General features: G+C 45.2%; 24 protein-coding genes. 17 read left to right on the top strand and 7 right to left on the bottom strand.

The genetic code is table 11. The annotated features are described in order from the left end of the window. Positions 1-84: 84 nt before the first annotated feature. Together DXC01_RS05495 and DXC01_RS05500 are read right to left on the bottom strand one after the other, a co-directional pair. On the bottom strand, positions 85-1,317 hold the full coding sequence (locus DXC01_RS05495) for a dicarboxylate/amino acid:cation symporter (protein WP_118698469.1): 1,233 nt from the start codon (positions 1,315-1,317) through the stop codon (positions 85-87). 178 nt (positions 1,318-1,495) lie between these two features. Beyond that, the gene (locus tag DXC01_RS05500) at positions 1,496-2,035 is read right to left on the bottom strand and encodes a nitroreductase family protein (RefSeq protein WP_118698470.1); all 540 of its coding nucleotides are present in this window, start codon (positions 2,033-2,035) and stop codon (positions 1,496-1,498) included. A gap of 233 nt (positions 2,036-2,268) precedes the next feature. Here DXC01_RS05500 and DXC01_RS05505 point away from each other — a divergent pair, with 233 nt between their 5' ends. The 7 genes from DXC01_RS05505 to rhaD all read left to right on the top strand — a co-directional run bounded on the left by DXC01_RS05505 (position 2,269) and on the right by rhaD (position 9,835). Then, positions 2,269-3,285 (top strand): LacI family DNA-binding transcriptional regulator, encoded by a 1,017-nt coding sequence (locus tag DXC01_RS05505; protein ID WP_118698471.1) that lies wholly within the window; start codon positions 2,269-2,271, stop codon positions 3,283-3,285. Positions 3,286-3,557: 272 nt separating this feature from the next. Further along, complete coding sequence (locus DXC01_RS05510) at positions 3,558-4,832, top strand: ABC transporter substrate-binding protein (protein WP_118698472.1); 1,275 nt, start codon at positions 3,558-3,560, stop codon at positions 4,830-4,832. A 20-nt stretch (positions 4,833-4,852) separates the two neighbouring features. After that, complete coding sequence (locus DXC01_RS05515) at positions 4,853-5,761, top strand: carbohydrate ABC transporter permease (RefSeq protein ID WP_199704971.1); 909 nt, start codon at positions 4,853-4,855, stop codon at positions 5,759-5,761. A gap of 12 nt (positions 5,762-5,773) precedes the next feature. Further along, positions 5,774-6,610, top strand: coding sequence for a carbohydrate ABC transporter permease (locus DXC01_RS05520; RefSeq protein ID WP_199704973.1), 837 nt, complete (start codon positions 5,774-5,776; stop codon positions 6,608-6,610). A gap of 56 nt (positions 6,611-6,666) precedes the next feature. Further along, positions 6,667-7,563, top strand: coding sequence for an aldo/keto reductase (locus DXC01_RS05525; protein ID WP_118698474.1), 897 nt, complete (start codon positions 6,667-6,669; stop codon positions 7,561-7,563). Positions 7,564-7,604: 41 nt separating this feature from the next. Then, positions 7,605-8,687, top strand: coding sequence for a Gfo/Idh/MocA family protein (locus tag DXC01_RS05530; RefSeq protein WP_118698475.1), 1,083 nt, complete (start codon positions 7,605-7,607; stop codon positions 8,685-8,687). 314 nt (positions 8,688-9,001) lie between these two features. Further along, complete coding sequence (gene rhaD / locus DXC01_RS05535; RefSeq protein ID WP_022214046.1) at positions 9,002-9,835, top strand: rhamnulose-1-phosphate aldolase; 834 nt, start codon at positions 9,002-9,004, stop codon at positions 9,833-9,835. Here the strand turns inward: rhaD and DXC01_RS05540 are convergent, their stop codons facing one another. Next, positions 9,836-10,663: a helix-turn-helix domain-containing protein gene (locus DXC01_RS05540; protein ID WP_022214045.1), complete on the bottom strand. Its 828-nt coding sequence runs from the start codon at positions 10,661-10,663 to the stop codon at positions 9,836-9,838. It lies immediately after the preceding gene. 101 nt (positions 10,664-10,764) lie between these two features. Between DXC01_RS05540 and DXC01_RS05545 the strand changes: the two genes are divergently transcribed. From DXC01_RS05545 to DXC01_RS05555, 3 genes are all read left to right on the top strand, one after another. Beyond that, on the top strand, positions 10,765-11,568 hold the full coding sequence (locus DXC01_RS05545) for a transglutaminase-like domain-containing protein (RefSeq protein ID WP_118698476.1): 804 nt from the start codon (positions 10,765-10,767) through the stop codon (positions 11,566-11,568). A gap of 178 nt (positions 11,569-11,746) precedes the next feature. Beyond that, on the top strand, positions 11,747-12,595 hold the full coding sequence (gene dapF / locus DXC01_RS05550; protein ID WP_022214043.1) for a diaminopimelate epimerase: 849 nt from the start codon (positions 11,747-11,749) through the stop codon (positions 12,593-12,595). A 411-nt stretch (positions 12,596-13,006) separates the two neighbouring features. Beyond that, the gene (locus DXC01_RS05555; protein WP_118251878.1) at positions 13,007-13,807 is read left to right on the top strand and encodes an MBL fold metallo-hydrolase; all 801 of its coding nucleotides are present in this window, start codon (positions 13,007-13,009) and stop codon (positions 13,805-13,807) included. A gap of 138 nt (positions 13,808-13,945) precedes the next feature. Here DXC01_RS05555 and DXC01_RS05560 read toward each other — a convergent pair whose 3' ends face one another. Then, the gene (locus DXC01_RS05560; RefSeq protein WP_118698477.1) at positions 13,946-14,221 is read right to left on the bottom strand and encodes a type II toxin-antitoxin system RelB/DinJ family antitoxin; all 276 of its coding nucleotides are present in this window, start codon (positions 14,219-14,221) and stop codon (positions 13,946-13,948) included. A gap of 194 nt (positions 14,222-14,415) precedes the next feature. Between DXC01_RS05560 and prfB the strand changes: the two genes are divergently transcribed. From prfB to DXC01_RS05590, 6 genes are all read left to right on the top strand, one after another. Next, positions 14,416-15,541, top strand: a protein-coding gene (prfB, locus tag DXC01_RS05565; RefSeq protein ID WP_118251841.1) for a peptide chain release factor 2 whose coding sequence is annotated in 2 segments (ribosomal slippage) — positions 14,416-14,490 and positions 14,492-15,541 — 1,125 coding nt in all. Because the reading frame shifts where the segments join, the coding sequence is not laid out codon by codon here. 168 nt (positions 15,542-15,709) lie between these two features. After that, positions 15,710-16,162, top strand: a complete 453-nt coding sequence (locus tag DXC01_RS05570; protein WP_022214039.1) for an ACT domain-containing protein — start codon at positions 15,710-15,712, stop codon at positions 16,160-16,162. Between the two features lie 32 nt (positions 16,163-16,194). Further along, positions 16,195-17,409: a homoserine dehydrogenase gene (locus DXC01_RS05575; protein WP_022214038.1), complete on the top strand. Its 1,215-nt coding sequence runs from the start codon at positions 16,195-16,197 to the stop codon at positions 17,407-17,409. Positions 17,410-17,431: 22 nt separating this feature from the next. After that, positions 17,432-18,640 carry an aspartate kinase gene (locus DXC01_RS05580; RefSeq protein WP_022214037.1) on the top strand — a complete coding sequence of 403 codons (1,209 nt, stop codon included), beginning with the start codon at positions 17,432-17,434 and terminating at the stop codon, positions 18,638-18,640. Positions 18,641-18,717: 77 nt separating this feature from the next. Beyond that, positions 18,718-19,506, top strand: a complete 789-nt coding sequence (locus DXC01_RS05585) for a DUF975 family protein (RefSeq protein ID WP_022214036.1) — start codon at positions 18,718-18,720, stop codon at positions 19,504-19,506. A 45-nt stretch (positions 19,507-19,551) separates the two neighbouring features. After that, complete coding sequence (locus DXC01_RS05590; RefSeq protein WP_118698478.1) at positions 19,552-21,705, top strand: Tex family protein; 2,154 nt, start codon at positions 19,552-19,554, stop codon at positions 21,703-21,705. A gap of 646 nt (positions 21,706-22,351) precedes the next feature. Here the strand turns inward: DXC01_RS05590 and DXC01_RS05595 are convergent. From DXC01_RS05595 to DXC01_RS05605, 3 genes are all read right to left on the bottom strand, one after another. Continuing rightward, the gene (locus DXC01_RS05595; protein WP_118251839.1) at positions 22,352-23,146 is read right to left on the bottom strand and encodes an ABC transporter ATP-binding protein; all 795 of its coding nucleotides are present in this window, start codon (positions 23,144-23,146) and stop codon (positions 22,352-22,354) included. Beyond that, positions 23,146-24,066 carry an ABC transporter permease gene (locus DXC01_RS05600; protein ID WP_022214033.1) on the bottom strand — a complete coding sequence of 307 codons (921 nt, stop codon included), beginning with the start codon at positions 24,064-24,066 and terminating at the stop codon, positions 23,146-23,148. Before DXC01_RS05600 ends, DXC01_RS05595 begins: the two co-directional genes overlap by 1 nt. A gap of 93 nt (positions 24,067-24,159) precedes the next feature. Next, on the bottom strand, positions 24,160-25,224 hold the full coding sequence (locus DXC01_RS05605) for an ABC transporter substrate-binding protein (RefSeq protein WP_022214032.1): 1,065 nt from the start codon (positions 25,222-25,224) through the stop codon (positions 24,160-24,162). A gap of 363 nt (positions 25,225-25,587) precedes the next feature. Here DXC01_RS05605 and DXC01_RS05610 point away from each other — a divergent pair, with 363 nt between their 5' ends. After that, positions 25,588-26,745, top strand: coding sequence for a BMP family ABC transporter substrate-binding protein (locus tag DXC01_RS05610; RefSeq protein ID WP_417192302.1), 1,158 nt, complete (start codon positions 25,588-25,590; stop codon positions 26,743-26,745). The last annotated feature ends 28 nt before the right edge of the window (positions 26,746-26,773 follow it).

The raw sequence follows: 26,773 nt of genomic DNA on the forward strand, positions 1-26,773 counted from the left end.
AGAAGCTGCATCCCCGTTGGAGTGATTCCGATGAGGATGCAGCTTTTTGCATAGGTGATATTTGATTTTTCAATATCAGAGAGTTTATTTCCCAGCTTTTGCTCTGCGGGCATCTTTCTTTGATTCCAGGTTGGAAACGACCATAGTGCAGGCAGCATCACCGGTGATGTTGACAGTGGTACGTCCCATATCAAAGATACGGTCAACACCGGCAACAAGTGCGATACCGTCGACCGGAAGACCTACAGAAGTAAGCACCATCGCAAGCATGACCATACCGGCACCAGGCACACCAGCAGTTCCGATAGAAGCGAGAGTTGCTGTGAGCACGATAGTCAGCATCTGAGAAAGTGTCAAATGGATTCCGTAGCAGGATGCGATAAAGATCGCACAGACGCCCTGATAGATCGCAGTACCGTCCATATTGATGGTAGCACCGAGTGGAAGTACGAAGGATGCGATCTCACGTTTGGCACCAAGTTTCTCAGTACATTCCAGGTTGATCGGCAGGGTTCCTACGGAAGAAGCACTGGAGAATGCAAACATGATCGCCGGAAGCATGCCCTTGAAGAATTTCAGCGGGCTCATTCCACCGAGTGTTCCGACAGTCAGTGAATAAACAACTACAGCATGTACAACATAGCAGATATAAGCTGCGAGAAGTACCATAGCCAGGGAACCGATGATTGCCGGACCGTTGGTTGCGATAACCGGACACAGCAGGCAGAAGACACCGATCGGGGACAGTTTCAGGATCATTTCCATACATTTCATAAAGATCTCATTCAGATCATTGAATGCGTTTACAACGCGGACGTTTTTCTCACCGACGAGGATGATCGCGAAACCAAGGATGATCGCCATTACGATAACCTGCAGCATGTTTGCTTCTACCATCGGTGAAACGAAGTTGGATGGAAAAATATTTACCAGCGTATCCATGAAGGAAGTTGCCTCAGCAGCCTCATAGGCCAGGTCTGTGGTAGCAACTACAGGAAACAGTCCTTTGAACAGGTTTCCACCGGTTAGACCGATTGTAACGGCAAAAGCAGTTGTGCACAGATAAAAAACAACTGTTTTGAGACCGATAGATCCAACTTTCTTGATATCACTCATGGAAATGATACCGCACATGATGGAAAACAGTACGATCGGAACGACGATAAACTTGATCAGGTTCAGGAAAATCGTTCCAAACGGTTTGATGTAAGATTCGGCGAAGCTGGCATGACTCTGCATCAGAAGACCAGCAATGATCGCCAGGACCAGTGCAATAAAAATCTGCATGGCCAGGGACATTTTTTTCTTTTCTTTCATTAATAGTTCCTCTCTTTCTTTCCCTTTTGTACAGGTTTCGGGTATAAAAAAGGCATCGCAAATAAACGCAATGCCTTCATCGCCATCACCTGACAATTCATTGTATCATATGTACAAAAAAGATACAATACAGAGTCAAAAATTGGCTAAATTTGTATTTGTTGTCTATGACAACGAATTAGAAGAACTTCGCGATCGCATCCAGTTCCTTGCGCGGCGGACGTGCCGGAGATTCGGCTGCCTTGCCAACTGCAATAACAGACACAACAGTTTCTGTCTCTGGAATATCAAGGAGTTCGCGGAGTTTATCAGATTCACGAATTCCCATGATCAGAGTGGAAAGTCCCAGATCTTCCGCTTTGAGGATCAGGTTTTCATTCTGCAGACCAAGATCATAGCATCCCCATCCGTTTCCAAGTTCATTGTCGGCGGTACCATCTTTCTGGAAACCGGCGCGGTCATGTACGAAGGTTGTTACGATCAGCGCAGCATTCTCGGATTTACCCGCATTTCCCGCACCCGGAAGGCAGGTTGCACGGATCTTGTCGACTATTTCTCTGGAAAGAACACAGTAGTAACGTCCTGTCTGAGAGTTTTTCCAGGACGGAGCCTCCTGCGCGGCACGGATCAGCGCTTCCATCTGTTCTCTGGTCACTTTACTGTCAGCCGCATATTTGCGGACAGTTCTTCTGGTTTCTATTAATTTCTGAAATTCCATGGTGAGTCCTCCTTGATGTGATAACTTTGTACAACGTCATTTTAACATAGCGATAAAGGGGATTCAATGAGAAGTTTATGTATGCACAATTCACAAAAACCAAAAGAATAACTTATATAATCTATACAAAGTTGTGTTTTTTTCCAAAAAGCAATTGACGTTCACTTAAGAGAGTGCTACTATGACACATGTAAGGAAAACCTTTTCCTAACAAACCAGCAAGGAGAATCAGAATGGCAGTTACGATAGAAGATATTGCCCGGGAAGCCGGTGTATCGATTGCGACTGTATCCAGGGTGATCAATAAGACGAAGCCGGTAAGTGCAGAACTCCGTGACAGAGTCTACGAAGTGATTGAGAAGAATCATTTCAAGCCCAACAGCCTTGCACAGGGATTGATCACAAAGAAGACCAATACGATCGGTATTATCGTACCGGACATTTCCAATGCAGTTTTTGGTAAACTCACCAAGGGAATCAACAGTGTTTTTGCCCAGGAAGGCTATACTGTTGTCCTCTGTGAATCACAGGGTGAACTTGAGAAAGAACTGAAATTACTGGGAATTCTGGAGGAGAAGCAGATCGAAGGCCTGCTTTTTGCCGGAGTTGATGTAAACCACACTCTGGTAGAGCGCATGCGCAAGAGAAATTATCCGGTAGTCCTGGTGACACAGGAAGCTTCGGAGGATGAGGAAGCAGTGCACACTGTGATCCACAATAATGTGGAGGCGATGTACGATGCGGTGAAGTTCCTTCTGGACAATGGCCATGAGCGGATCGCCTATCTCGGCGGACCGAAGAATGACTTTTCATCTGGCAAGAAGCGTGTCATTGGCTATAAGAAAGCACTGGAAGAAGCAGGAATAGAAGTGAAGGATTCCTACATTGCCCAGGGAGATTTTTCTTTTGAAGCGGGATATCAGGGAATGAAGAAGCTCTATGAGGAGAACAGTAAGCTCCCGACGGCAGTAGTCACCGGAAGTGATGTGATCGCAGTAGGAGCAATCCAGTATCTTGACAACATGAGAGTGAAGATTCCAGATGATATTTCCATCATGGGATTTGATGATTCTGAATTTGCAACTTACATCAAGCCGGAGCTGTCAACCGTGCGGATCTCTTACTATGATGAGGGAGTCAAGGCGGCGGAGATGCTCAGGGAACTGATGGATGGCAGCACAGAAGCACCAATGAAGGAGTATGTGCCCCACAAGATTATCCGAAGGAGCACGACAAAGAGTCTGAACTGAATACAGGAAAGAAGAGCTGTATAGGAGCAGCTCTTACTTTTGAACGAACAGGAAAGCGCTTTCCCTAAAGATTATGCAGATTATACAAAAGAAAATCACAAATATTAGTGATTATAACAAACAGAAAAACGATGAAACCTTATTTTTTTACGACTAAATGTAAACGTTTTCCTAAACGTATAAATATCATTCCGACAGTTCAGAGACATTCTTAAATTAAGAGATCTATAAAAAACACAATATATATTTTCATTCATGAAGGAGGAAACAACATGAAAACAAAACAGTGGAAAAAAGCAGCAGCACTTATGTCAGCAGGAGCAATGACCGCATCCATCTTTGCGGCACCATTGGCAGTAAAGGCAGACGATAAGGTAACAATTTCATTTTCCTTTGACCAGGGCGTTGGCGAGGCAACCCAGAAGATGGTAGATGCCTACAACGAAAGCCAGGACAAAGTGGAAGTACAGACTGTCATTCTCCCGCAGGATGCAAACACAGTTCACGATGATTTTGTAAACAAGCTTGCTTCCGGAGATACCAGTGTAGATGTAATGGGACTTGATGTAACTTATATCAGCGAGTTTGGTTCTGCAGGATGGCTGGCAGATCTCTCTGATCTGGTAGATCCTTCTCTGACAGAGGGAATGCTCACAGGTCCGGTAGAAGGTGCAACGATTGATGGCAAACTTGTAGCAATGCCATGGTTCACAAACTCAAGTGTCCTTTTCTATCGTACGGATGTCCTTGAAGATCTGGGTGCAGAAGCTCCGGATACCTGGGAAGGCTGGATGGAGCTGGCAGACAAGGCAAAAGGTGTAGATGGCGTGGAATATGGAGCTGATTTCCAGGCAGCACAGTCCGAATCTCTTGTATGCAACTGGGTGGAATATGTATGGGGTAATGGCGGAGATATTCTGGACGAGAACGGAACTCCTGTTGCAAACTCCGAAAATAATGTAGAAGCAACAGAGATCATGAAGAAACTTGTTGATGATTATGCACCGGAAGGAATCACAACTTATTCCGAAACAGAGAGTGAGCAGGTATTCAAAGAAGGCAAATGCCTCTTCATACGTGACTGGTCAGGATTCTGGTCAAGCGGACAGGATGAAGGTTCCAAGGTGACAGGAAAAATTGGCGCAACTACACTTCCGGTCGGACCAAGTGGTGAAGATTCTCACACCTGCCTCGGTGGACTTGATCTTGTGATCAACAACAACGTTGACGATGCACACAAAGAGGCAGCAGCTGATTTCATTTCCTACATGGCAAGTGCAGATACACAGAAAGAAATGACTCTGATCTCTTCTCAGCCGCCAGTTGTAAAATCTGTTTATGAAGATGCTGATATCCTGGAAGCAATCCCATTCTACTCTGATTTTGCAGACATCATCGCAACAGGAAAATCCAGACCGCAGACACCAAAATATGCAAAAGTTTCCGATGCGATCCAGAGAAATGTACACCAGGCACTCACCGGCGAGATGGAAGTCAAAGATGCACTTGATACACTCCAGAGCGAACTGGAAGAGCTTACAAAATAATAAAATTTTAAGGGAGAGGAATGAGCACAATGAAAAAGGGACGTGGTTCACTGGAAAAAACAGAATCCAGGGATGCATGGATTATGATGACACCGGCTCTTATTGTTCTGGCGATCGTGGCGGTTTATCCGATACTTCGTACATTCTGGCTGAGTCTCCATGAGATGGTCCTGACTGATCCGACGAGCGGGTATCCGTTCGTCGGACTGGGAAATTATATAAAGATTTTTCAGGATTCCAGAGCATTGACGGCACTTGTATTTACACTGAAATTTACTGTTGTGACAGTATTTTTTGAGACGATTCTCGGCTTTATTTCTGCGATGATCATGAATCAGGGATTCAAGGCAAAAGGCTTCGTCCGGGCAGCGATCCTGATCCCGTGGGCGATTCCGACCTCTGTTTCTGCAATGATGTGGAAATTTATCTACAACGATCAGTATGGACTTTTTAATGATGTATTGTGCCGCCTTGGGGTGATCGATGATTACAAAGCATGGCTCAGTACTTCAAGTGGTTCCTTTATGGCGCTGGTCATCACGGATATCTGGAAAACAGCGCCGTATATGGCACTTCTGATCCTTGCAGGGCTGCAGATGGTTCCGGATGATCTCTATGAAGCGGCAAAGATTGACGGTGCAAATGTAATTCAGCGTTTCATTTATGTCACGCTTCCAAACGTCAAAACGACCGTCCTCGTGGCAATGCTGTTCCGTACCCTGGATGCTTTCCGGGTATTTGACCTGATCTCCGTTATGACAGGAGGCGCGAACGGAACGGAGAGTGTGTCTGTGTACGCATACAATAACCTGATGAAATTCCTTGATTTTGGATATGGTTCTTCCCTGGCAGTGCTGATCTTTGTAGTTGTATTCCTGATCAGCGTGATCTATATGAAATTTATGGGAAACCGTCTGACAGAGATGTAGGAGGTGGACATTGTGCAGAAATCAAAGAGCATAGCAGGAAAAATCTTATTCGCAGTGTTTGTGATCGTTTTTGTCGGAATCATTGTCCTTCCTTTTTTCTGGCAGTTTATGACTTCGATCAAACCTCTGTCGGAGATCTCAGCAATTCCGGCGAAGTGGATCCCGAGCAAGATCCACTGGGACTTTTACAAAAATGTATTTACGAAACATCCATTTGGAAGATATCTGCTGAACAGTTTTATCGTGGCACTTTCCACAACGGTACTCAGCATTCTAATCGGTGCTTCCGCAGCATATGCACTTGCGAGACTTCGCTTTAAAGGTAAAAAGATCATGCTCATGGCGATCTTAAGTATTTCCATGTTCCCGACGATCGCAACCTTAAGCCCGATCTATCTTCTTCTGAAAAACCTGAAGCTTCTCAATACATATGCAGGTCTGATCATTCCGTACATCACCTTTGCCCTGCCACTGTCGATCTGGCTTCTGACGAACTTTTTTGCACAGCTTCCGAAGGGATTTGAGGAGGCTGCAGCGATCGATGGCTGTTCCAGAGGTAAGATTTTCTTCACGATCATGCTTCCTCTGATCAAACCGGCAACTTTTTCTGTGGCACTGATCGTCTTTATCAATGCATGGAATGAGTATCTGTATGCACTGACTTTTATGACAAATGACAATATGAGGACAGTACCGGTAGGTATTGCACTTTTCCCGAGCAATTACGAGCTTCCGTGGGGCGACATTGCGGCAGCGACTGTTGTAGTAACCGTTCCGCTTATCATTCTGGTACTTATTTTCCAGAAAAAGATCATCGCAGGTCTGACCACCGGCGGTGTAAAAGAATAATAGTAGCTGTGAGGGTACTGAACAGTTACAAATAATAAACATCAGGAGTGAGCATTATGAAAAAAATCAAATTATCAGAAAATCTGGAATTATCTCAGGTAGTTATGGGATGCATGAGAATCGCAGATTCCAATCTTACCGAAAATGAACTTTTGGATCTTGTAGAAAAATGCCTGGATATGGGAGTGACCTCCATTGACCATGCACCGGTATACGGCGGCTATACCTGTGAAAAAATCTTTGGAGATGCGGTACTTCGGAAACGTCCGGAACTGAGGGACAAGATGCAGCTTATCACAAAAGCTGGTATCGTATGCCCGGGACATTATGGAAACAAGACCATTTACTATAACAGTACAAAAGAAGAGATTCTGAAAGAAATGGACGAATCTCTGGAAAAACTGGGAACAGATCATGTAGATCTTCTACTGATCCACAGACCTGACCCGCTGGCTGATCCGGCAGAAACTGCAGATGCATTGGAAACTGTTGTAAAGCAGGGAAAAGCCCTGAATATTGGTGTTTCAAACTTTTTGCCGTCCCAGATGACGATGCTTCAGAGTTATCTGAACATTCCGCTTGTGACAAACCAGATGGAGCTTTCTGTCAAAAACACTGAGAACTTCTTTAATGGAGTAGTTGACGATGCATTTACAAGAAGAATCCCTCTGATGGCATGGTCTCCGCTTGGAGGTGGTGATGTATTTAAGAGTACCGATGAAAAATTTGTACGTCTGCGTACTGTACTTACGGCAATCGCAGAAGAGCATAAGACTACGATCGACGCAGTGATCTACGCATGGCTGTTTGTTCATCCGGTAAGAATTGCGGCGATCACAGGAACTATGAATGCAGACAGAATCCAGAAAGCCGTGGATGCGACAGAACTGGAACTTTCTTATGATGAGTGGTATCAGATTCTGGAAGCATCCAGAGGATACGCTGTACCGTGATGAAAATTAGTTGACATAAATGATCTTGGGAGGACAGAAACGTGAGTAAAATTCGTTTTGGACTGATCGGTTCCGGCTGGAGAGCAGAATTTTATATTCGCATTGCCAAAGCCCTGCCGGAAATGTTTGATCTGGCAGCAGTGATGATAAGAAGTAAAGAAAAAGGTGAGGCTTTTTCTGCAAAATTCGGTGTAAAAGTAGTCAATACACTGGATGAACTTGTGGAAAAAGAGCCGGAGTTTGTCGTAATGGCAATCAAAAGAGGAATCGTCACAGAAAATCTGATCACTTTATTTGAGAGAGGGATCCCGGTGCTGACGGAAACACCTCCGGGAGAAGACGTGGAAGCACTGCATCAGCTCTGGGATGCTTATCAGAAATATCAGCCAAAAGTGCAGGTGGCAGAACAGTATTTCCTGCAGCCGCTCTATGCATCCTGGTACAAGGCAATCTGTGATGGAAAGCTTGGTGAGGTAGAAAATATCAATATTTCTTCACTCCACGGTTATCACGGTGCGAGTATCATCCGGCAGTTCCTTAGAACAGGATTTGAGAACTGCAGGATTTACGGAAAACGTTACTGGTTTGATGTGACGGAAACATATGGAAGAGAGGGCATGGTTTTTGATGGAGAGGTTGTCAAATGCTCCAGAGATCGTCTGACGATGGAATTCGACAATGGCAAAGTGGCATATTTCGACTTTTCTGACCCGGCGCAGTATCACTCTTTTATCCGCACCAGACAGCTTACCGTGCAGGGAACACGAGGTGAGATCGATGATCTTACTATTCGCTATCTGAATGCGCAGAATATTCCGGTCACACAGGATCTTCGGAGGATTGATCTTGGCGTATATGGAAATCAGGAATGGTCACATTATGCGGTTATGCTGGGTGAGGAATTTTTGTTCCGTACACCGTTTATCAATGCGAGATTCAACGATGACGAGATCGCAGTTGCTTCCTGTATGGTAAAAATGCATGAGTATATCAACGGCGGTGAAGAATTTTATGGAATGGCAGATGCACTGCAGGATATGTATATCTGCCTCAAGATGGATGAAGCTCTGGAACATCCGGTGACTGTAGTAGAGACTCAGACACAGCCATGGGCGCAGAAATAAACCAAAAAACAGGATCCTGACGTTATAAAATGCTTGTAAACAAAAGCACTGAATCTATCAAGAAACATTTCTTTTGAAGTGATGTTTCTTGATGAATTTGGTGCTTTGTTTTTGTGGTTTTGTGTAGTATTGCAGAAAGAACTGTGAAAACCACATGTGATTTGTGACTATTTTTTGAAAAAACCTCTTTACAAACCACATAAAACAATATATAATGCAGACATAAACAAAAAGAAACCACACAAAATTAAAATAAAACAGGCACAAAACCACAAAGATACAAAAACAACAAAAACAGACAGGAGAGTATTAAAATGAAAATTCTTGAATCTAAATTCGTAAAAGGCTTTATCAAAATGGCAGATGACGGTTATCAGCAGGGATGGCATGAGAGAAACGGTGGAAACTTAAGCTATCGTCTGAAACCGGAAGAAGTAGAGATGATCAAACCGCGACTGAATGCACCGGGAGAATGGGAAGAGATCGGAGTGGAAGTTCCGGGTCTGGCAGGAGAGTTTTTCCTTGTGACAGGAAGCGGTAAATATTTCCGAAACATCATCGTGGACCCGGAAGTATGTCTTGCGATCATCGAGCTGGATGAGACAGGAACGAAGTACAGGATCCGCTGGGGACTTGTCGAGGGCGGCAGACCGACCAGTGAGCTTCCGACTCATCTGATGAACCATGAAGTGAAGAAGAAACTGACAAACGGAAGACATCGTGTTATCTACCATGCACATACCACAAATACGATCGCGCTGACTTTCGTACTTCCACTGGAAGACAAGGTATTCACAAGAGAACTGTGGGAATCCGCAACAGAGTGTCCGGTTGTGTTCCCTGATGGTGTCGGAGTGATCGGCTGGATGGTTCCGGGCGGAAGAGAAATTGCTATCAAAACAGCAGAACTGATGAAAAAATACGATGTTGTCATCTGGGCACATCACGGAATGTTCTGTTCCGGAGAAGATTTTGACCTGACATTCGGTCTGCTCCACACAGTAGAGAAATCTGCAGAGATCCTGGTCAAGATCCTCTCCATGTCACCAAACAAGCTCCAGACTATCACACCGGATAACTTCCGTGCTCTGGCAAAAGACTTCCACGTAAGCCTGCCAGAAGAATTCCTCTATGAAAAAGAAAAATGATCATCGCTGTGTTGGCACTGTTCCGAACTGCTTTTTGTAAGCACGGACAAACGTAGTGTAATCCCGAAAGCCGCTCATCTGGGCGGCTTTCATTATGGGCATTCCCTGGGAGATCAGAGAGCGGGCGTGAAGCAGGCGTTTGCTGACGATGTAGTTGTGGATCGTGTAGCCTGTTTCTTCTTTGAATTTCCGCATCATATGATATTTGCTGAAGAAAAACTTCCCGGCGAGACTGTCGATCGAGAGGTCTTCTGCCAGATTTCGATTAATATATTTCAGAAGCTGCTCCACCTGGGAGTCCGAAGAGTAGGATTTCCGGTCTGGAGCAGTACTGCTTTTGAGGAAAATCCGGTTGATGTAGACCATAAACTGTGTAAAAAGTGCCTCACTTAAGAAATTATCCCCAAACTGGTCACCACGCAGGGACTGCTCGATCTCGGGCAGCAGGTCTTTGAGGCGTTCCTGGAGGGCAGAATCCAGACGGACAAGGTTGAAGCTGCGGTCGTTGGCTTTCTGGAAACAGGTGTTGAGCTCTGGACGTGACAGATCTTCACGAAGCCAGAAAATATAGCGTTCATATGGCACCGCCGGGTCGATCTCCGGCTTGTGGATCGCACCCTGGCTGACCAGAAGAATGTCCTGAGGTTTGAGGTGGTAAGCTTTTCCTTCTATATGATAAGTAACTTTGCCAGAGACAAAGACGATGATCTTGTGAAAATCATGATAATGCCACTCAAACTCCCGGTCTGTACGGTCATTGATATGAAACAGCCGGAAATCCTCCTTGAGATAGCCGGTTTTTGCAAGGGAATACTGCGAATAGTCCATGGGAAGCCCTCCTGATTTGTTTGCTTTCTATTATAAAGAAGTATTCACTGGAAAAGAAGTGGTGTATAATAAAAAATATCATTTTATACAGGGAGAGAACAATGAAGGAGAAAGCATGGAAAAATGTAATAGCTGTATTGATAATAGCGCTGGCACTTATGGCGGGAGGTATAAATGTATCTGCCGCATCCGGGATTACGATTCGACAAGGCAAAGTATATCAGAATAATAAAGTGTATACCGGATGGTTCAGCCAGAATAATGGAAAGTATTATTCTGTAAAAGGAATAAGAGCAAAGGGATGGAAGAAAATTTCGAATAAATATTATTATTTTGACCGAAACAGCAGGCTTATCACGAATCACATTGTCGGCTCAAAAACGACTGGATACTTTTATGTGGACAAAACGGGTGTAAGGGTTACAACGAAAGAAATCCGTCAGGCAGTTGCTTTTGTCATGAGATACTCAAAGGCAACAGATCTGCCTTCTAAACGTCTTAGAACCTGTTTCCGTACACTGCTTAATTATCCTTATTATAATATGACAGATCACGCACCACGGGCAAATCAGATTGCTTCCTGTGCAGGTTACATGTTTACTTACAGAAGAGGTGACTGCTATTATTATGCCTCTACAATGGCATATATTGCAAGAGTTCTGGGCTATGATGCGCGTGTGGCGTGTGGTGCAGTTACTGCAAGAGGACCATATGCCGCATTGTCTCCACATGGATGGTGCGAGGTAAAATATGGAAATGCATGGAAAATGCTTGACTGTAGTATGCAGCGGGCACACACAAACAAGAATTTATGCCTGGTCACGAGAAAACAGTATCCATTTCGCCTGAGATGTGATAGGGTGTGTACAATGAAATCCAGTTATGGAACAATTAAATGGGCATGATTAGGAGGCTGTGAACGGGTCAAACAATAGCATGACCGCATTTTTTGCAAGGTATAGAGCAGTTTATTCTATATACATTGTAAAAAATAGCTTATATACTGGAACTATCGAATGGTTAAATGAATTGCGGGTAACGATAAATCCATAATATAAGCAAATCAAGCGGGAGGGCATAGCAATGACAGACTGCATTACAATGATAAAATATCAGGGACTTGGAAATGATTATCTGGTACTGGATCCGAACAAGAACCGTGTACAGCTTCAGGGCAAAAAGATTGCTCTGATGTGTCAGAGAGGTTTTGGACTCGGTGCAGACGGTGTTCTGTACGGACCGGTGGACATCAATGGAAAAATGGGCGTGCATATCTACAACTCTGACGGAAGCGAAGCGGCGATCAGCGGAAATGGTGTCTGTATTTTTGCAAAATACCTTCTTGACCATGAATATGTCAAAGAGAAAAAATTTGAGATCGAAACTTTGTCCGGTTCTATTGAAGTGGAGTGCCTGAACAGCCGTGCTACAGAATTTCGTGTAAACATGGGAAAGGCATCCTTCCTTTCCAGAGAGATTCCAGTGACTGGCGAGGTGCGTGAGGTTATCAATGAGGACTTTACCTTCAACAACAAAGATTACAAGGCAACCTGTCTGACGATCGGTAATCCACATTGTATCATCTTTATGGATGAGGTAAGTGAAAAAGCAGCCAGAGAACTTGGACCATATGTGGAAAACGCCGATGAATTTCCGGAGAGGATGAACCTCCAGATCTGCCGTAAGATTGACACCGGCAATCTCGACATCGAGATCTGGGAACGCGGCTCCGGCTACACCAAAGCTTCCGGTACAGGAAGCTGCGCCGCAGCAATGGCTGCATACAAACTCGGTTTCACCGAAAACCGCATCAACATCAACCAGCCAGGCGGCATGATCCAGATTGACATCCACAAAGACGGCACCATCTACATGACCGGAAGTGTGGGATATGTTGCGGATATGAGCGTGGCGGAGAGCTTTTTCTCATAAGATACAATTCAAAATATAATTTAATGATTATCAGGCATGTTGGGCATCGGGTGAAGGCAAGCAGGTTATTTCCGATGCCTGATATGTCTGATATATCAAGAAACCGGCATCGATTTACAGGATTAATTTATTTCCGATGCCTGATCGGATCATTATGTCAACTTATTGGCATCGGATTTTCTGGATTATATATTTTTCGATGCTTAAGCGACATATTGTTTCGATGTGAGAATAATAGAAAATTGTTAATGATATAAATAAGAAAAATCTATAATTGATTGCATCAGGGAGACGGCAAATGCTGTTTCCTTTCTTTTGTACTTATGATAAAATATATCAGAAAAATATTGAATCGTAATTGTGAGGGTACTGAACAGTTACAACCGATACGAAAGAGAGGTTCACGCTTTTATGGATATTACAATGCTGGGAACAGGAAATGCAATGGTAACTGAGTGTTACAATACATGTTTTGTGCTGAGAGATGGGGATAAGCATCTGCTGGTTGACGGCGGTGGTGGAAATACACTGCTTGCACAGCTTAAACATGCCGGATTTGACTGGATGGATATGCGCGAGATCTTCGTGACACACAAACACGTAGATCACATCATGGGTGTTGTCTGGATGATCCGTATGATCTGCCAGCATATGAAACAGGGACAGTACGAAGGTGAGGCAACAATTTACGGACACGAAGAGGTCATCCGCATCCTCAAGGAAATGGCAGAGATGCTTTATCCTAAGAAACAGACCTGCTACATCGGAGACCGCCTGCATCTGGTAGTCGTAGAAGACGGAGAAGAAAGAACCATCATGGGACATAAGACGACATTCTTCGACATCCAGTCCACCAAAGCGAAACAGTTTGGCTTCTGCATGGATATGGGCAATGGCGAGAAATTCACCTGCTGTGGTGACGAACCATACAACGAATGTGAGAAAAAATACGCCGAAAACAGCAAATGGCTCCTTCACGAAGCATTCTGTCTCTTCGACCAGGCAGACAGATTCCACCCATACGAGAAACATCACTCCACAGCCAAAGACGCCAGCGAACTGGCAGAGCAGCTCGGCGTACAGAATCTGATTCTCTACCACACCGAGGACAAGAACATCGCCCGCCGCAAAGAACTCTACACAGAAGAAGGAAAGAAATACTTCCACGGAAATCTTTTCGTCCCGGAGGATCTGGAGAGAATAGAATTATAGTACATATAAATCCCCATCATGCATATAAACATTGGAAAGTTTCATGTATGATGGGGACTTGCTTTATTTATCTCTATAATGCGAACCACACTGAGCAATCAAAATTAGATTATTTATTCAAAATCCTGCCATGCTTCATCAGATCATGCTTTTATCATCCATATTTACCTCATGTATCGTACCGCCGGTGGTTTCAAGTTGCTCTATTGACTTCTTAAGTCGTGCAATATTTGCAGGACTGTAGAATGGATCGCTGTCAGCGGTGATCTCGAATGGGATTCTGCGTTCACGAACTGCTTTTTTGGCGAAGACACAGAATGCTGTTGTCATACTCATGCCAATGTCAGAACAAAAGGCTTCAAACTGTTTCTTAAGTTCTGCATCCATACGGATATTTACATTTGTCTGAGCCATTGAAATTCCCTCCTTTATACAAATTTTGATACTTATATTGTATGTAATATTATATACAATGTCAATAAAATGATGAGTTAAAAATGCAAAAATAAAAAATGGATTCGTGGCTTTTCACACTGCAAATCTTGCAGTTTCACCCAATCTATGGTATGGTATTACAGTATATGAATATATAGAAAGAAGGTGAAGCTGTGGTTGAATTAGATCAGTTCAAGAGTATTCTTGCAACATACACAGAACCATTAGTGGAAGTGAGGGATTCACTTTGACCTCGCTAACAAAGAGCAGAGGGTTGAAGAATTAGAGCGTGAAATGGAAGCACCGGACTTCTGGGATGATGCAGAGGTTTCACAGCAGAAGATGAAAGAACTCAAGAGCATGAAGGACGACATGGAGACATACCACAATCTGGAGACCCAGTTGGAAGATATGGAAACCATGATCGAGATGGGCTATGAAGAAAATGATCCGGAGATCATTCCGGAGATTCAGGAGATGCTCGACGAATTCCAGAAGGATTTTGACAGCATCCGTGTTAAAACATTACTGTCAGGAGAATATGACAGCGAAAATGCGATCATCAAGCTCAATGCCGGAGCAGGTGGAACAGAAGCCTGTGACTGGTGTGGAATGCTTTATCGTATGTACAGCCGCTGGGTAGACCGCAAGGGATTCAGTATGGAAGTGCTTGATTACCTCGACGGCGATGAAGCCGGTGTCAAATCCGTTACCTTCCAGGTCAACGGAGAGAATGCTTACGGCTATCTCAAATCCGAGAAAGGTGTACACCGTCTTGTCCGTATTTCTCCGTTCAATGCAGCAGGCAAACGCCAGACTTCCTTCGTATCCTGCGATGTTATGCCGGATATCAAGAAAGACCTGGATGTAGAGATCAACGATGACGACATCCGTATCGATACCTACCGAAGCAGCGGTGCCGGTGGACAGCATATCAACAAGACATCATCCGCGATCCGTATTACACATTTCCCGACAGGAATCGTAGTACAGTGTCAGAATGAACGTTCTCAGCACATGAACAAGGACAAAGCCATGCAGATGCTGAAAGCCAAACTTTTCCTCCTCAAGCAGCAGGAAGCAGAAGCGAAACTTTCCGGTATCCGTGGTGAAGTAACCGATATCGGCTGGGGAAATCAGATCAGATCCTATGTTATGCAGCCATACACCATGGTCAAGGATCACAGAACAAGCGAAGAAACCGGAAATGTAGACGCAGTTCTTGACGGAGACATCGATCCGTTCATCAACGCCTACCTGAAATGGATCGCATTAGCCAAGAAACCGGCTGAATCATAAGGCAAAAAAGCCTTGCAGACTTTGCAGAGGTGTGATAACATATCCCTCATAGGAAAACAGTTGTCTTTTGAAAACGGACATCTCCTGAGAGGGATATGTGTTTCATCAAATGGATAAAGAGTTGCTGTGAACAGTAACGATAAAGTCAGCAGAGACAGGAAGGTCATAATGGGAAAAACAACAGAAAAAAAGAAGTATTTTGTAGTCAGGGAGCGAGCGGTTCCGGAAGTTTTGTTGAAAGTGGTACAGGCAAAGAAATTACTCGATTCAGAGAAAGTGAGCACTGTGCAGGAAGCAGCAGAGCAGACCGGTATCAGCAGAAGCTCCTTTTATAAATATAAGGATGATATTTTTCCTTTTCACGAAGAAGCCAGAGGAAAGACGATCACTTTCATCATTCAGATGGATGATGAACCGGGAATCTTGTCTGTTGTGCTTCAGACCATTGCACGTTTCCATGGAAATATCCTGACGATCCATCAGAGTATTCCGATCAATGGAGTGGCAACCCTCACACTCAGCGTGGATATCCTGCCGGGTGAGGGAGACGCAGAGGCTATGGTGGATGAGATCGAACAGAGAGATGGAATACATTATCTGAAGATCCTCGGAAGAGAATAACTATAAGAAAGAACGCAGGAGGAAACCAAGCTATGGTAAATATTGCAGTATTAGGATACGGTACAGTAGGAAGCGGTGTGGTAGAGGTTATCAACACCAACCATAACAGCATCAATAAGAGAGCCGGCGCAGAGATCAACATCAAATATGTACTGGATCTGAGAGATTTCCCGGGAGATCCGGTAGAGAAAGTCCTTGTTCACGACTATGACGTGATCGCAAACGATCCGGAGGTAGACATCGTAGTAGAAGTTATGGGAGGAATCGAGCCGGCATACACCTTTGTAAAACGTGCCCTCGAATCCGGCAAAAGCGTCTGCACCTCCAACAAAGCCCTGGTAGCCAAACACGGCCCGGAACTTATGGAGATCGCACGCGAGAAAAACATCAACTTCCTGTTTGAAGCAAGCTGCGGTGGTGGAATCCCGATCATCCGTGCACTGAACTCTTCTCTGACAGCAGATGAGATCGATGAGATCACAGGTATCCTCAACGGAACCACCAACTACATGATGTACAAGATGAGCACAGAAGGCTGCGAATTTGATACAGTTCTCAAGGAAGCTCAGGCAAAGGGATACGCCGAGGCAGACCCGACAGCCGATGTAGAGGGATATGATGCATGCCGTAAGATCGCGATCCTTTCTTCTCTGGCATACGGTAAATTCCTGAATTACGAGGATATTTATACCGAAGGAATCACCAAGATCACACCAGAGGATATGCAGTACGCAGAAGAACTTGACATGACGATCAAACTTCTCGGTACCAGCCGCAAGATCGGAGACGATTCTTTCTACGCAATGGTAGCACCGTTCCTGGTAGGTAAGAGCAGCCCGCTTTACAGCGTAAATGACGTATTCAATGCAGTATTTGTCCATGGCAATGTCCTTGGTGATGCAATGTTCTATGGAAGCGGCGCAGGCAAACTTCCGACAGCAAGCGCAGTAGTTGCTGACGTAGTAGACGAAGCAAAGCACCTCCACAAGAACATTATGACAAACTGGTCCAGCAAACCGCTTGAACTGATTCCGATGGATGAAGTTGAGGGAAGATTTTTTGTAAGAGTCGAAGGCACAACCGTAGACCAGGTAGAAGCTGTTTTTGACGACGTTGAGATCGTAAATCTCAAGAACCTCCCGGGTGAATTTGGATTTATCACCACCAAGATGAAACAGGGAGAATATAAAGAAAAAGTTCAGAAATTAAATGGCAGTGTGGTCACTATGATCCGTGTCAAAGACTGACATTTTTTTCGGGGGAGAAACTATGTTAATAGTAAAAAAATTCGGCGGCACTTCAGTTGCAAACAAAGAGCGTATCTTTAATGTCGCCGGAAGATGCATAGAAGAATACAAAAAAGGCAATGATGTGGTGGTAGTTCTTTCTGCAATGGGTAAATACACAGATGAACTCATCACTATGGCAAAGGATATCAATGAGAAACCGCCGAAGCGTGAGATGGATATGCTTTTTACGATCGGAGAGCAGATGTCCGTGGCACTGATGTCCATGGCATTCGATAAACTGGGCGTTCCGTCTGTTTCTCTGAACGCATTCCAGGTCGCAATGCATACTACAAGCGTTCACGGAAATGCAAGACTCAAGAGGATTGATACCGAAAGAATCAAGAGAGAACTGGAAAACCACAAGATCGTTGTTGTGACAGGTTTCCAGGGAGTCAATAAATACGATGATTATACAACGCTTGGAAGAGGCGGCTCCGATACGACAGCAGTTGCTCTGGCAGCGGCACTTCATGCAGATGCCTGCGAGATCTACACTGACGTAGACGGCGTATATACAGCAGATCCGCGTAAAGTTCCGACAGCCCGCAAGCTCAAGGAGATCACTTATGATGAGATGCTGGATCTGGCAACACTTGGTGCCGGAGTGCTCCACAATCGTTCTGTGGAAATGGCAAAGAAATACGGCGTACCGCTCGTGGTACGTTCCAGTTTGAATACAAGCGAAGGAACTGTTGTAAAGGAGGAAGTAACAGTGGAAAGAATGCTGATCAGCGGAGTTGCGCTTGATACAGATGCAGTAAGAATCGCCGTGATCGGTCTGAAGGATACCCCGGGCGTGGCGTTCAGATTATTTGATGTACTGGCAAAGAAAAACATCAACGTAGATGTGATCCTTCAGTCTATCGGACGTGCGGGAACCAAGGATATTTCCTTCACCGTAGATGACAAGGATCTGGATGATGCAATGGCAGTCCTTGATGAAAACAAAGCAAGACTTGGATACCAGGAACTTCATTCTGAGAGAAATATTGCCAAACTTTCTATTGTCGGAGCCGGAATGATGAGTAATCCTGGTGTTGCGGCAAAGATGTTTGAGAGTCTTTATAATGAGGGCGTCAACATTAACATGATCTCCACATCAGAGATCCGCGTGACAGTTCTTATCAACGAAAAAGACGGTGTAAGAGCGATGAACGCAGTACATGACGCATTTAACCTGGCAGATTAAATAAAATGGAAGGAATTTCATCTCTGTGGTTTCAGGGGTGGAATTCCTTCGTTGTTTACAGAAAACAGGAGTCAAAAATGAAAAGAAACCGAAAATACTGGAAAACAAGTGCCAAGGCAGCTCTCAGAGGAAACTGGATCATCGCGATCGCGGGAATGCTGGCTTATATGGCGGTGAACTTTCTGGGAAATGTCCTTTCGCTGGAGCTTTTTCCGGGAAATTCTATGCTGGAGATCGCAGCCGGGCAGATTTTTGTATTTGTTGTGTCGCTGATCGCGATGGTATTCGGTACAGGATACAGCTATATGATGTTGAATATGAGCAGAGGCAGGGAGTTCAGCCTTGGAAATCTTCTGTATATGTTTCATAATCAGCCGGACAGAGTGCTGATCGCGGCATTTGTAATGGCACTTCTGAACACAGTTTCACAGCTTCCGATCTATTTTGCGGTATATCTGACCGATCCAGGAAGCACGATCGAAGCGCAGATGAACTGGATGCAGATGATCATGGGAATCATGATCCTGAGTGTAGTACTGAATGTACTTATCACAGTACCGCTTGCGCTCAGTTTTTATCTTCTGGCAGATAATCCGGAGATGGGAGGAGTAGAGTCCCTGAAACAGAGCATGCGTTTGATGAAGGGACATATCTGGCAGTATCTTATGCTGCAGCTAAGCTTTGCACCGCTGCTGATCGTGTCGCTTCTATTCATGGGGATTCCGCTTCTGTGGGTACTTCCGTATATGGAAGCGTCTGAAACGGCTTTTTACAGAGATATTCTGGGAGAGTTTGATGAGCCGGAGAAGAAGGAAGAGTCTTTTTACAAAAATACGGCATCAGACGATTATAATGCAGAAGCATAGTTATTAAGCAGATTTATTTACGGGCACAAAAGGAGATTTTTATTTATGGATATTATTCAGGTGATAACCGACGAACTTAAAGTACAGAAATGGCAGGTAGAGGCTGCTGTAAAGCTGATCGATGAGGGATGTACGATCCCGTTTATTTCCCGTTATCGTAAAGAAGCGACAGGCTCTCTGAACGATGAGCAGCTCCGTACCCTGCACGAAAGACTTCTTTACCTGAGAAATTTGGAAGATAAGAAAAATCAGGTACTTACAAGCATTGAAGAGCAGGGCAAACTGACACCGGAACTGAAGAAGCAGATTCTGGATGCCAAGACCCTCGTAGTAGTAGAGGACCTTTATCGTCCATACCGTCCGAAGAGACGTACAAGAGCGATCATTGCGAAGGAAAAAGGACTTGAGCCGCTGGCGAATATCATCATGCTTCAGATGACAAAGAAACCGCTGGAAGAGGAAGCTAAAGCTTTTCTTTCTGAGGAAAAAGGCGTAGAGACCGTAGAGGACGCGCTGAACGGAGCGAAGGATATTCTGGCAGAGACGATTTCTGATGAGGCAGATTATCGAATCTATATCCGTGACCTTACCATGAAAAAAGGTTCTGTTGCATCTGCAGCGAAGAAACCGGAAGAGTCTTCTGTATATGAGATGTACTATGAATTTGAGGAGCCGATCAAGAAGCTTGCCGGACATCGTGTGCTCGCCCTGAACCGTGGTGAGAAGGAAAAAATCCTCACAGTCAAGGTAAATGCACCGGAGGAAGAAATTCTTGGCTGGCTGCAGAAGCAGGTCCTGGCAAAGGATAATCCGATCACAACACCGGTTCTCCGTGAAGTAGTGGAGGACAGCTACAAGCGTCTGATCGCCCCGGCGATCGAGAGGGAGATCCGTAGCAGCCTGACAGAAAACGCTGAGGACGGTGCGATCCATGTCTTTGGAAAAAACCTTGAGCAGCTTCTGATGCAGCCTCCGATCGTAGGCAAAGTTGTCCTCGGCTGGGACCCGGCATTCCGTACAGGATGCAAGCTGGCAGTCGTAGATCCTACCGGAAAAATGCTGGATACGACTGTGATCTATCCGACAGCACCGACTAATGAGAAGAAGATCCAGGCGGCAAAAGATACACTTAAGAAACTGATCAGGAAATACAATGTTTCTCTTATTTCTCTTGGAAATGGAACAGCGTCCAGGGAGTCTGAGCAGATCATTGTGGAACTGCTTAAGGAAATCCCGGAGAAAGTTCAGTATGTGATCACGAATGAGGCTGGTGCTTCTGTATATTCCGCGAGCAAGCTGGCAACAGAGGAGTTCCCGAATTTTGATGTGGGACAGAGAAGTGCGGCTTCCATCGCAAGACGTCTTCAGGATCCGCTTGCAGAGCTCGTTAAGATCACACCGCAGTCGATCGGTGTCGGACAGTATCAGCATGATATGAACCAGAAGAAGCTTGGTGAGGCACTGAGTGGAGTTGTTGAGGACTGTGTAAATAAGGTTGGTGTGGATCTGAATACGGCGTCTGCATCGCTTCTGGAGTATATTTCCGGTATCAGCAAGGCGATCGCGAAAAATATCGTTGCGTATCGTGAGGAGAACGGCAGGTTTGAGAGCCGTCGTGAGCTTCTCAAGGTTGCGAAGCTCGGACCGAAGGCGTTTGAGCAGTGTGCAGGATTCGCGCGTATCACAGGCGGCAAGAATCCACTGGATGCAACGAGTGTGCATCCGGAGAGTTATGAGGCAGCGCAGAAGCTTCTGGAAAAACTTGGCTATGCACCGGAGGATATCACGGTTGGCAAGCTGAGCGGAATCTCAAAGCAGATCAAAAATTACAAGAAGCTCGCAGAGGAGCTTGGCGTAGGAGAGCCGACACTTCGTGACATCGTTAAAGAGCTGGAAAAACCGGCAAGAGACCCACGAGATGAGATGCCGAAACCGGTTCTGAGGACGGATGTACTTGATATGAAGGATCTGAAAGAGGGTATGATCCTTAAGGGTACAGTGCGAAATGTGATTGATTTTGGAGCTTTCGTAGATATCGGAGTGCATCAGGATGGACTGGTGCATATTTCTGAGATGAGTGAGAAATATATCAAACATCCGCTTGAGGCAGTGTCTGTTGGAGATGTTGTGGATGTGCGCGTGATCGGCGTAGACCTCAAGAAAAAAAGAATCAGTCTTTCTATGAAGGGAACGAAGTAGGAGACGGTATATGCGTGGTCGTGTGGGGAAGACCGCTCCGGGGCTGGGCGTTTGCTCCGGGGAACGGTTTCGTCACCTAGAAACACTAAGGCGTGGAAAATATGCTAAAACCATACAGAAAAGCCCGCAAACTCGCTGTCGCTCAGACAGAGCGGTCTTTTCTGTATAACGCATATTTTCCACGCCTAACTGTTTCTACGGCTCCTGCAGATGTTCCCCATCTCAAACGCCCAGCCCCTCCGCTCCGCCCCTCAAGACGCACCATAATACCGGAATGGGGATGAAGGGGGACGCGGTACGCGAACGGCCGTAGGCCGTTATGTACCGCTGAATATTTGAAGAGCGTAGCTGCACGCGCGGAACGCGCGGCGGAGCGAACCTAGTTGACCATTTGGCTGGGGGAAAAGTCAGCAGTCAAAAATGGCATGGGAAGGCAAACACTCTGCAGGAGTCCATGGAAGCACTTAGGGATGTTCTGGCTGCGTTATTCATAGAAACTGCACTGTTTGAGCGAAGCGAGTTTGCAGTTTCTATGAATGCTTTTAGCAGACAGGTTATCCCTTAGTACTTCCGGACGACGAAGCCGGTTTGAATTCCCATGCCATTTCTTGACTGCGTCCCTTTAACAACCACACAGCCCACCAAATCAACTCAGCAGAGCGGAGTCATTACTGAATTCCTGGCCGCTGGCTTTTTCGAATTGGTCGAGGAGGTCGCGTACGGTCAGTTTCTTTTTTTCTTCACCCTGGATATCCAGGATGATCTTGCCTTCCATCATCATGATCAGACGATTTCCATGGATGATCGCGTCCTGCATATTATGAGTGATCATCATTGTAGTCAAGTGATCCCGGTTTACGATCATTTCTGTGATCTCAAGTACCTTCGCCGCTGTCTTTGGGTCGAGTGCTGCGGTATGTTCGTCCAGCAGAAGCAGCTTCGGCTTCTGAAGCGTAGCCATAAGCAGTGTCAGCGCCTGTCTCTGTCCACCGGAAAGAAGTCCGACCTTGGAAGTAAGACGGTCCTCAAGTCCCAGACCAAGGATCTTAAGTAATTCTTTATATTCTGCACGTTCTGCCTTTGTGATACCGGGTTTCAGCAGACGAAGTTTTCCACGACGTTTCGCCAGTGCAAGATTTTCTTCGATACCCATTGTAGCAGCAGTACCAGTCATAGGGTCCTGGAAAACACGTCCCAGGTAGGCTGCTCTCTTATGTTCTGATAATTTCGTAACATCAACACCATCAATGATGATATGTCCTTCATCGACCATCCATGTACCCGCAACTGCATTCAGCATGGTAGATTTACCGGCACCATTTCCACCGATAACTGTAACAAAATCTCCTTCATTCAGAGTGAGGTTCAGACCGTTCAGAGCCACTTTTTCATTGATAGTTCCAGGATTAAAAGTTTTGTAAATGTTTTTTAGCTCAAGCATCAGTTGTTACCTCCACGTTTCGTAGGTTTTGAAAAATATTTTGCTTTCCAGTAAGGTACAGCAAGGAAGATCGCTACTACAAGTGCAGACAGCATCTTCAGAAGGTCTGTATCGATTCCGAGCCAGATAACAGTCTGGAGTACCAGATAGTAGAGGATAGAACCAAATGCAACGCTCAGAAGACGAAGAGCAAAGTTGCGGAAGATCTTTCCGAAGATCGCCTCGCCGATGATAACAGCAGCAAGACCGATAACGATCGCGCCACGTCCCATGTTGACATCAGCGAATCCCTGATACTGTGCAAGAAGTGCACTGGAAAGAGCAACCAGTCCGTTGGAGATCATAAGTCCGAGTACCTTGCATACATCTGTGTTGATACCCTGTGCACGGGACATATTCGGGTTACATCCGGTAGCACGGAGAGAACATCCGAGTTCAGTACCGAAGAACCAGTACAGGATCGCGATCAGAACAACGATAAAGATTGCAACGATCAGAATTGTATTCTGATAAAATGGAACATTTTTGACATTTCGAAGGGAAACAAGAAGGTTGTATTTGTTTCCGTTGACTGCCTGGTTTGCTTTGCCCATGATCTTGAGGTTGGCAGAGTAAAGACCAAGCTGTGTCAGGATTCCGGCAAGGATCGCCGGGATTCCCATGAAAGTGTGGAAGATTCCTGTTGCAAGACCGGCAAGCATTCCTGCGCCGGTTGCAGCAAGCATGGATACCCAGATGTTATGACCGCTCATAAGCATCATAACGCAGACAGCACCTCCGGTACACATGGTACCATCAACAGTAAGGTCGGCTACGTCCAGAATACGGAAAGTAAGATAGACACCGATTGCCATGATCCCCCATATCAGACCCTGGGCAGAAGCACCCGGAAGTGCATTGATTAAGCTCATAATGTTCATTTTTATAGTTCCTCCTGATGACACAGAAAGCGAGAAAGGTTATTCCTCTCCCGCTGTCAGTGTGAATTTGTGATTTTAGATTAATTGTCAGAATTATTCAGCTTCTTCAGCAGTATCTTCCTCTGCTGTGTCGTCTGCTGCTTCTGCATCAGCATCCTCGGATGTTTCTTCTTCGTCTGCTGCATCGTCAGCACCGATTGCCACATAGTCATCCGGAACTGTGATTCCAAGTTCGTCACAGATCTCCGGGTTGTATTCTTTGGTGAACTGTGGAGCATATTCGATTGGCATTGTGGAAATGTCTTCTCCGTCAACGAGAACTTTGAGTGCCATTTTACCTGTAGCAACACCAAGGTCATAGTAGCTGATGGAAAGAGTAGCAACACCGCATCCCTGGCAGATACCTTCTTCACCGGCGATTACCGGAACTTTCTCCGGAAGGCAGATGTTGTTGATGATCTCTGTGTTGGAAGCAACTGTGTTATCTGTTGGTACGTAGATCACATCGCTTTCTGTAGCAGCTGTAGTAGCTACGGAAGAAAGGTCGTTGGAATCTGAGAATGCGTAGTAAGTGCAGGTGTATCCTAATTTTTCAAGGGCATCCTTTACTGTATCTACCTGGTACTGGGAGTTTGCTTCTGCGGAGCAGTAAACAAGTCCGACGTTCTTTGCATCCGGGAACAGTTCGTTGAGCATTGCTGCCTGCTGATCCAGTGGAGCAAGGTCAGATGTACCGGAAATGTTGGTTCCAACAGTTCCGTCGAAATCGTCAAGGTCAAGTGCAACACCATATTCGGTAACTGCAGTACCAAGGATCGGGATATCTGCTGTACCAGCTGAAGCTGCCTGAAGTGCAGGAGTTGCGTTTGCAAGGATCAGGTCTACACCGTCAGAAACGAAGTCTGTGATGATAGTAGAACAGGTATTGGAATCACCCTGTGCGTTCTGCTCATCAAATGTAACTTTGTCGCCAAGTTCTTCTGTGATGGCATCCTTGAATCCCTGTGTTGCTGCGTCAAGTGCCTCATGCTGTACAAGCTGGCAAATACCGATGTTGTAAGTTTTATCATCTGCATTATCTGCTGCGAATACGCTGACACCGCCCATGCCAACTACCATTGTTGCAGAAAGAACACCTGCTAAAATCTGCTTTTTCATATTTTAAGTCCTCCTGTTTTGTTGATTCACACTTGAATCGAATTAACTTTTTAAAGTATAACGCTTTAACGCGAAAAAGTCAAGGAGAAATGCTGAGACTTCAGACAAAACCGCCAAAGATTTCCTATTTAAGATTATGCGAAATAAAATACAAAAAAAATTAGGGTGTCAAATAAATAATGCGTTTTTGTTCGAATTTATTGACAATTTGCAGATCGGAATGTATAGTAAAAGCACTTGCAAAGAGGCGTAACAGAAAGTGTTGTGCCTCTTTTGTTCGGTGAACTGTAGGTAGAGGAGTAAAAAGAGAAAATGGAGGAAAGAAGAATGAAAAAAGCATTGGCAATCGGACTTGCAGCAGCAATGGCAGTTTCTATGACAGCACCTGTATATGCAAGTGATGACAGCGAAAGTGGCGCAGGAATCGCAAAGGAAGACATCAAGATTGGTGCGATCTATATCGGAGATGAGAACGAAGGCTATACAGCAGCTCATATGGCTGGTATCGACGAAATGGTAGAGAACCTTGGACTGGATGATTCACAGGTCATCGAGAAAACTCTGATCGGTGAAGACGAAGGATGCTACGATGCAGCAGCAGACCTTGCAGACCAGGGATGTCAGATCATCTTTGCAAACAGCTTTGGACATGAAACTTATATCCTTGAAGCAGCAGGAGAATATCCGGACGTTCAGTTCTGTCATGCAACAGGAACTCAGGCAGCATCAAGCGGACTTTCCAACATGCACAACTACTTCACAAATATTTATGAAGCACGTTATGTATCCGGTGTAGTAGCAGGTCTGAAACTGAATCAGATGATCGAGGACGGCACTATTACAGAGGATAACTGCAAAATGGGTTATGTAGGTGCATTCCCGTACGCAGAGGTTATTTCCGGATACACTTCCTTCTACCTTGGAGCTAAGAGCGTATGCCCGTCCGTAACAATGGAAGTTAAATACACAAACAGCTGGGCAAGCTTCGACCTTGAGAAAGAATGTGCAGATGCCCTGATCTCTGACGGATGTGTTCTGATCAGCCAGCATGCAGATACAACAGGTGCTCCTACAGCATGTGAAGCAGCAGGCGTTCCTTGCGTTGGATACAACATTGATATGACATCCGTTGCTCCTAACACAGCACTTACATCCGCATCCATGGACTGGGGTGTATATTACACATATGCAGTACAGTGCATGCTTGATGGCACAGCAATCGATACTGACTGGTGCAAAGGCTTCTCCGATGGTGCAGACAAGATCACACCACTCAACGAGAACGTTGTAGCAGAAGGAACAGATGAGAAAGTAAAAGAAGTAGAAGACGCACTTGCAGACGGATCTCTTCATGTATTTGATACCTCTACATTCACAGTAGATGGCAAAGAACTTACTACCTATAAGAAAGACGGCAGCGACACAGAATACGTTTCTGACGGATACTTCCATGAATCCGAATATGGTTCTGCACCGGCATTCGATGTAGCGATCGACGGAATCACTTCTATTACAGAATAAGAATTGAAACAGGCAGGGCTGCTCGTCA

The organism is Blautia sp. OM07-19 (assembly GCF_003481595.1).
In the GTDB taxonomy this organism is placed as follows: domain Bacteria; phylum Bacillota; class Clostridia; order Lachnospirales; family Lachnospiraceae; genus Blautia_A; species Blautia_A intestinihominis.

Bases quoted from the DNA above. Each gene is read 5' to 3' on its own strand.
- DXC01_RS05495 (WP_118698469.1), bottom strand. From the start codon at position 1,317: ATGAAAGAAAAGAAAAAAATGTCCCTGGCCATGCAGATTTTTATTGCA.
- DXC01_RS05500 (WP_118698470.1), bottom strand. From the start codon at position 2,035: ATGGAATTTCAGAAATTAATAGAAACCAGAAGAACTGTCCGCAAATAT.
- DXC01_RS05505 (WP_118698471.1), top strand. From the start codon at position 2,269: ATGGCAGTTACGATAGAAGATATTGCCCGGGAAGCCGGTGTATCGATT.
- DXC01_RS05510 (WP_118698472.1), top strand. From the start codon at position 3,558: ATGAAAACAAAACAGTGGAAAAAAGCAGCAGCACTTATGTCAGCAGGA.
- DXC01_RS05515 (WP_199704971.1), top strand. From the start codon at position 4,853: ATGAGCACAATGAAAAAGGGACGTGGTTCACTGGAAAAAACAGAATCC.
- DXC01_RS05525 (WP_118698474.1), top strand. From the start codon at position 6,667: ATGAAAAAAATCAAATTATCAGAAAATCTGGAATTATCTCAGGTAGTT.
- rhaD (WP_022214046.1), top strand. From the start codon at position 9,002: ATGAAAATTCTTGAATCTAAATTCGTAAAAGGCTTTATCAAAATGGCA.
- DXC01_RS05540 (WP_022214045.1), bottom strand. From the start codon at position 10,663: ATGGACTATTCGCAGTATTCCCTTGCAAAAACCGGCTATCTCAAGGAG.
- DXC01_RS05545 (WP_118698476.1), top strand. From the start codon at position 10,765: ATGAAGGAGAAAGCATGGAAAAATGTAATAGCTGTATTGATAATAGCG.
- dapF (WP_022214043.1), top strand. From the start codon at position 11,747: ATGACAGACTGCATTACAATGATAAAATATCAGGGACTTGGAAATGAT.
- DXC01_RS05555 (WP_118251878.1), top strand. From the start codon at position 13,007: ATGGATATTACAATGCTGGGAACAGGAAATGCAATGGTAACTGAGTGT.
- DXC01_RS05560 (WP_118698477.1), bottom strand. From the start codon at position 14,221: ATGGCTCAGACAAATGTAAATATCCGTATGGATGCAGAACTTAAGAAA.
- DXC01_RS05570 (WP_022214039.1), top strand. From the start codon at position 15,710: ATGGGAAAAACAACAGAAAAAAAGAAGTATTTTGTAGTCAGGGAGCGA.
- DXC01_RS05575 (WP_022214038.1), top strand. From the start codon at position 16,195: ATGGTAAATATTGCAGTATTAGGATACGGTACAGTAGGAAGCGGTGTG.
- DXC01_RS05580 (WP_022214037.1), top strand. From the start codon at position 17,432: ATGTTAATAGTAAAAAAATTCGGCGGCACTTCAGTTGCAAACAAAGAG.
- DXC01_RS05585 (WP_022214036.1), top strand. From the start codon at position 18,718: ATGAAAAGAAACCGAAAATACTGGAAAACAAGTGCCAAGGCAGCTCTC.
- DXC01_RS05590 (WP_118698478.1), top strand. From the start codon at position 19,552: ATGGATATTATTCAGGTGATAACCGACGAACTTAAAGTACAGAAATGG.
- DXC01_RS05595 (WP_118251839.1), bottom strand. From the start codon at position 23,146: ATGCTTGAGCTAAAAAACATTTACAAAACTTTTAATCCTGGAACTATC.
- DXC01_RS05600 (WP_022214033.1), bottom strand. From the start codon at position 24,066: ATGAACATTATGAGCTTAATCAATGCACTTCCGGGTGCTTCTGCCCAG.
- DXC01_RS05605 (WP_022214032.1), bottom strand. From the start codon at position 25,224: ATGAAAAAGCAGATTTTAGCAGGTGTTCTTTCTGCAACAATGGTAGTT.
- DXC01_RS05610 (WP_417192302.1), top strand. From the start codon at position 25,588: ATGGCAGTTTCTATGACAGCACCTGTATATGCAAGTGATGACAGCGAA.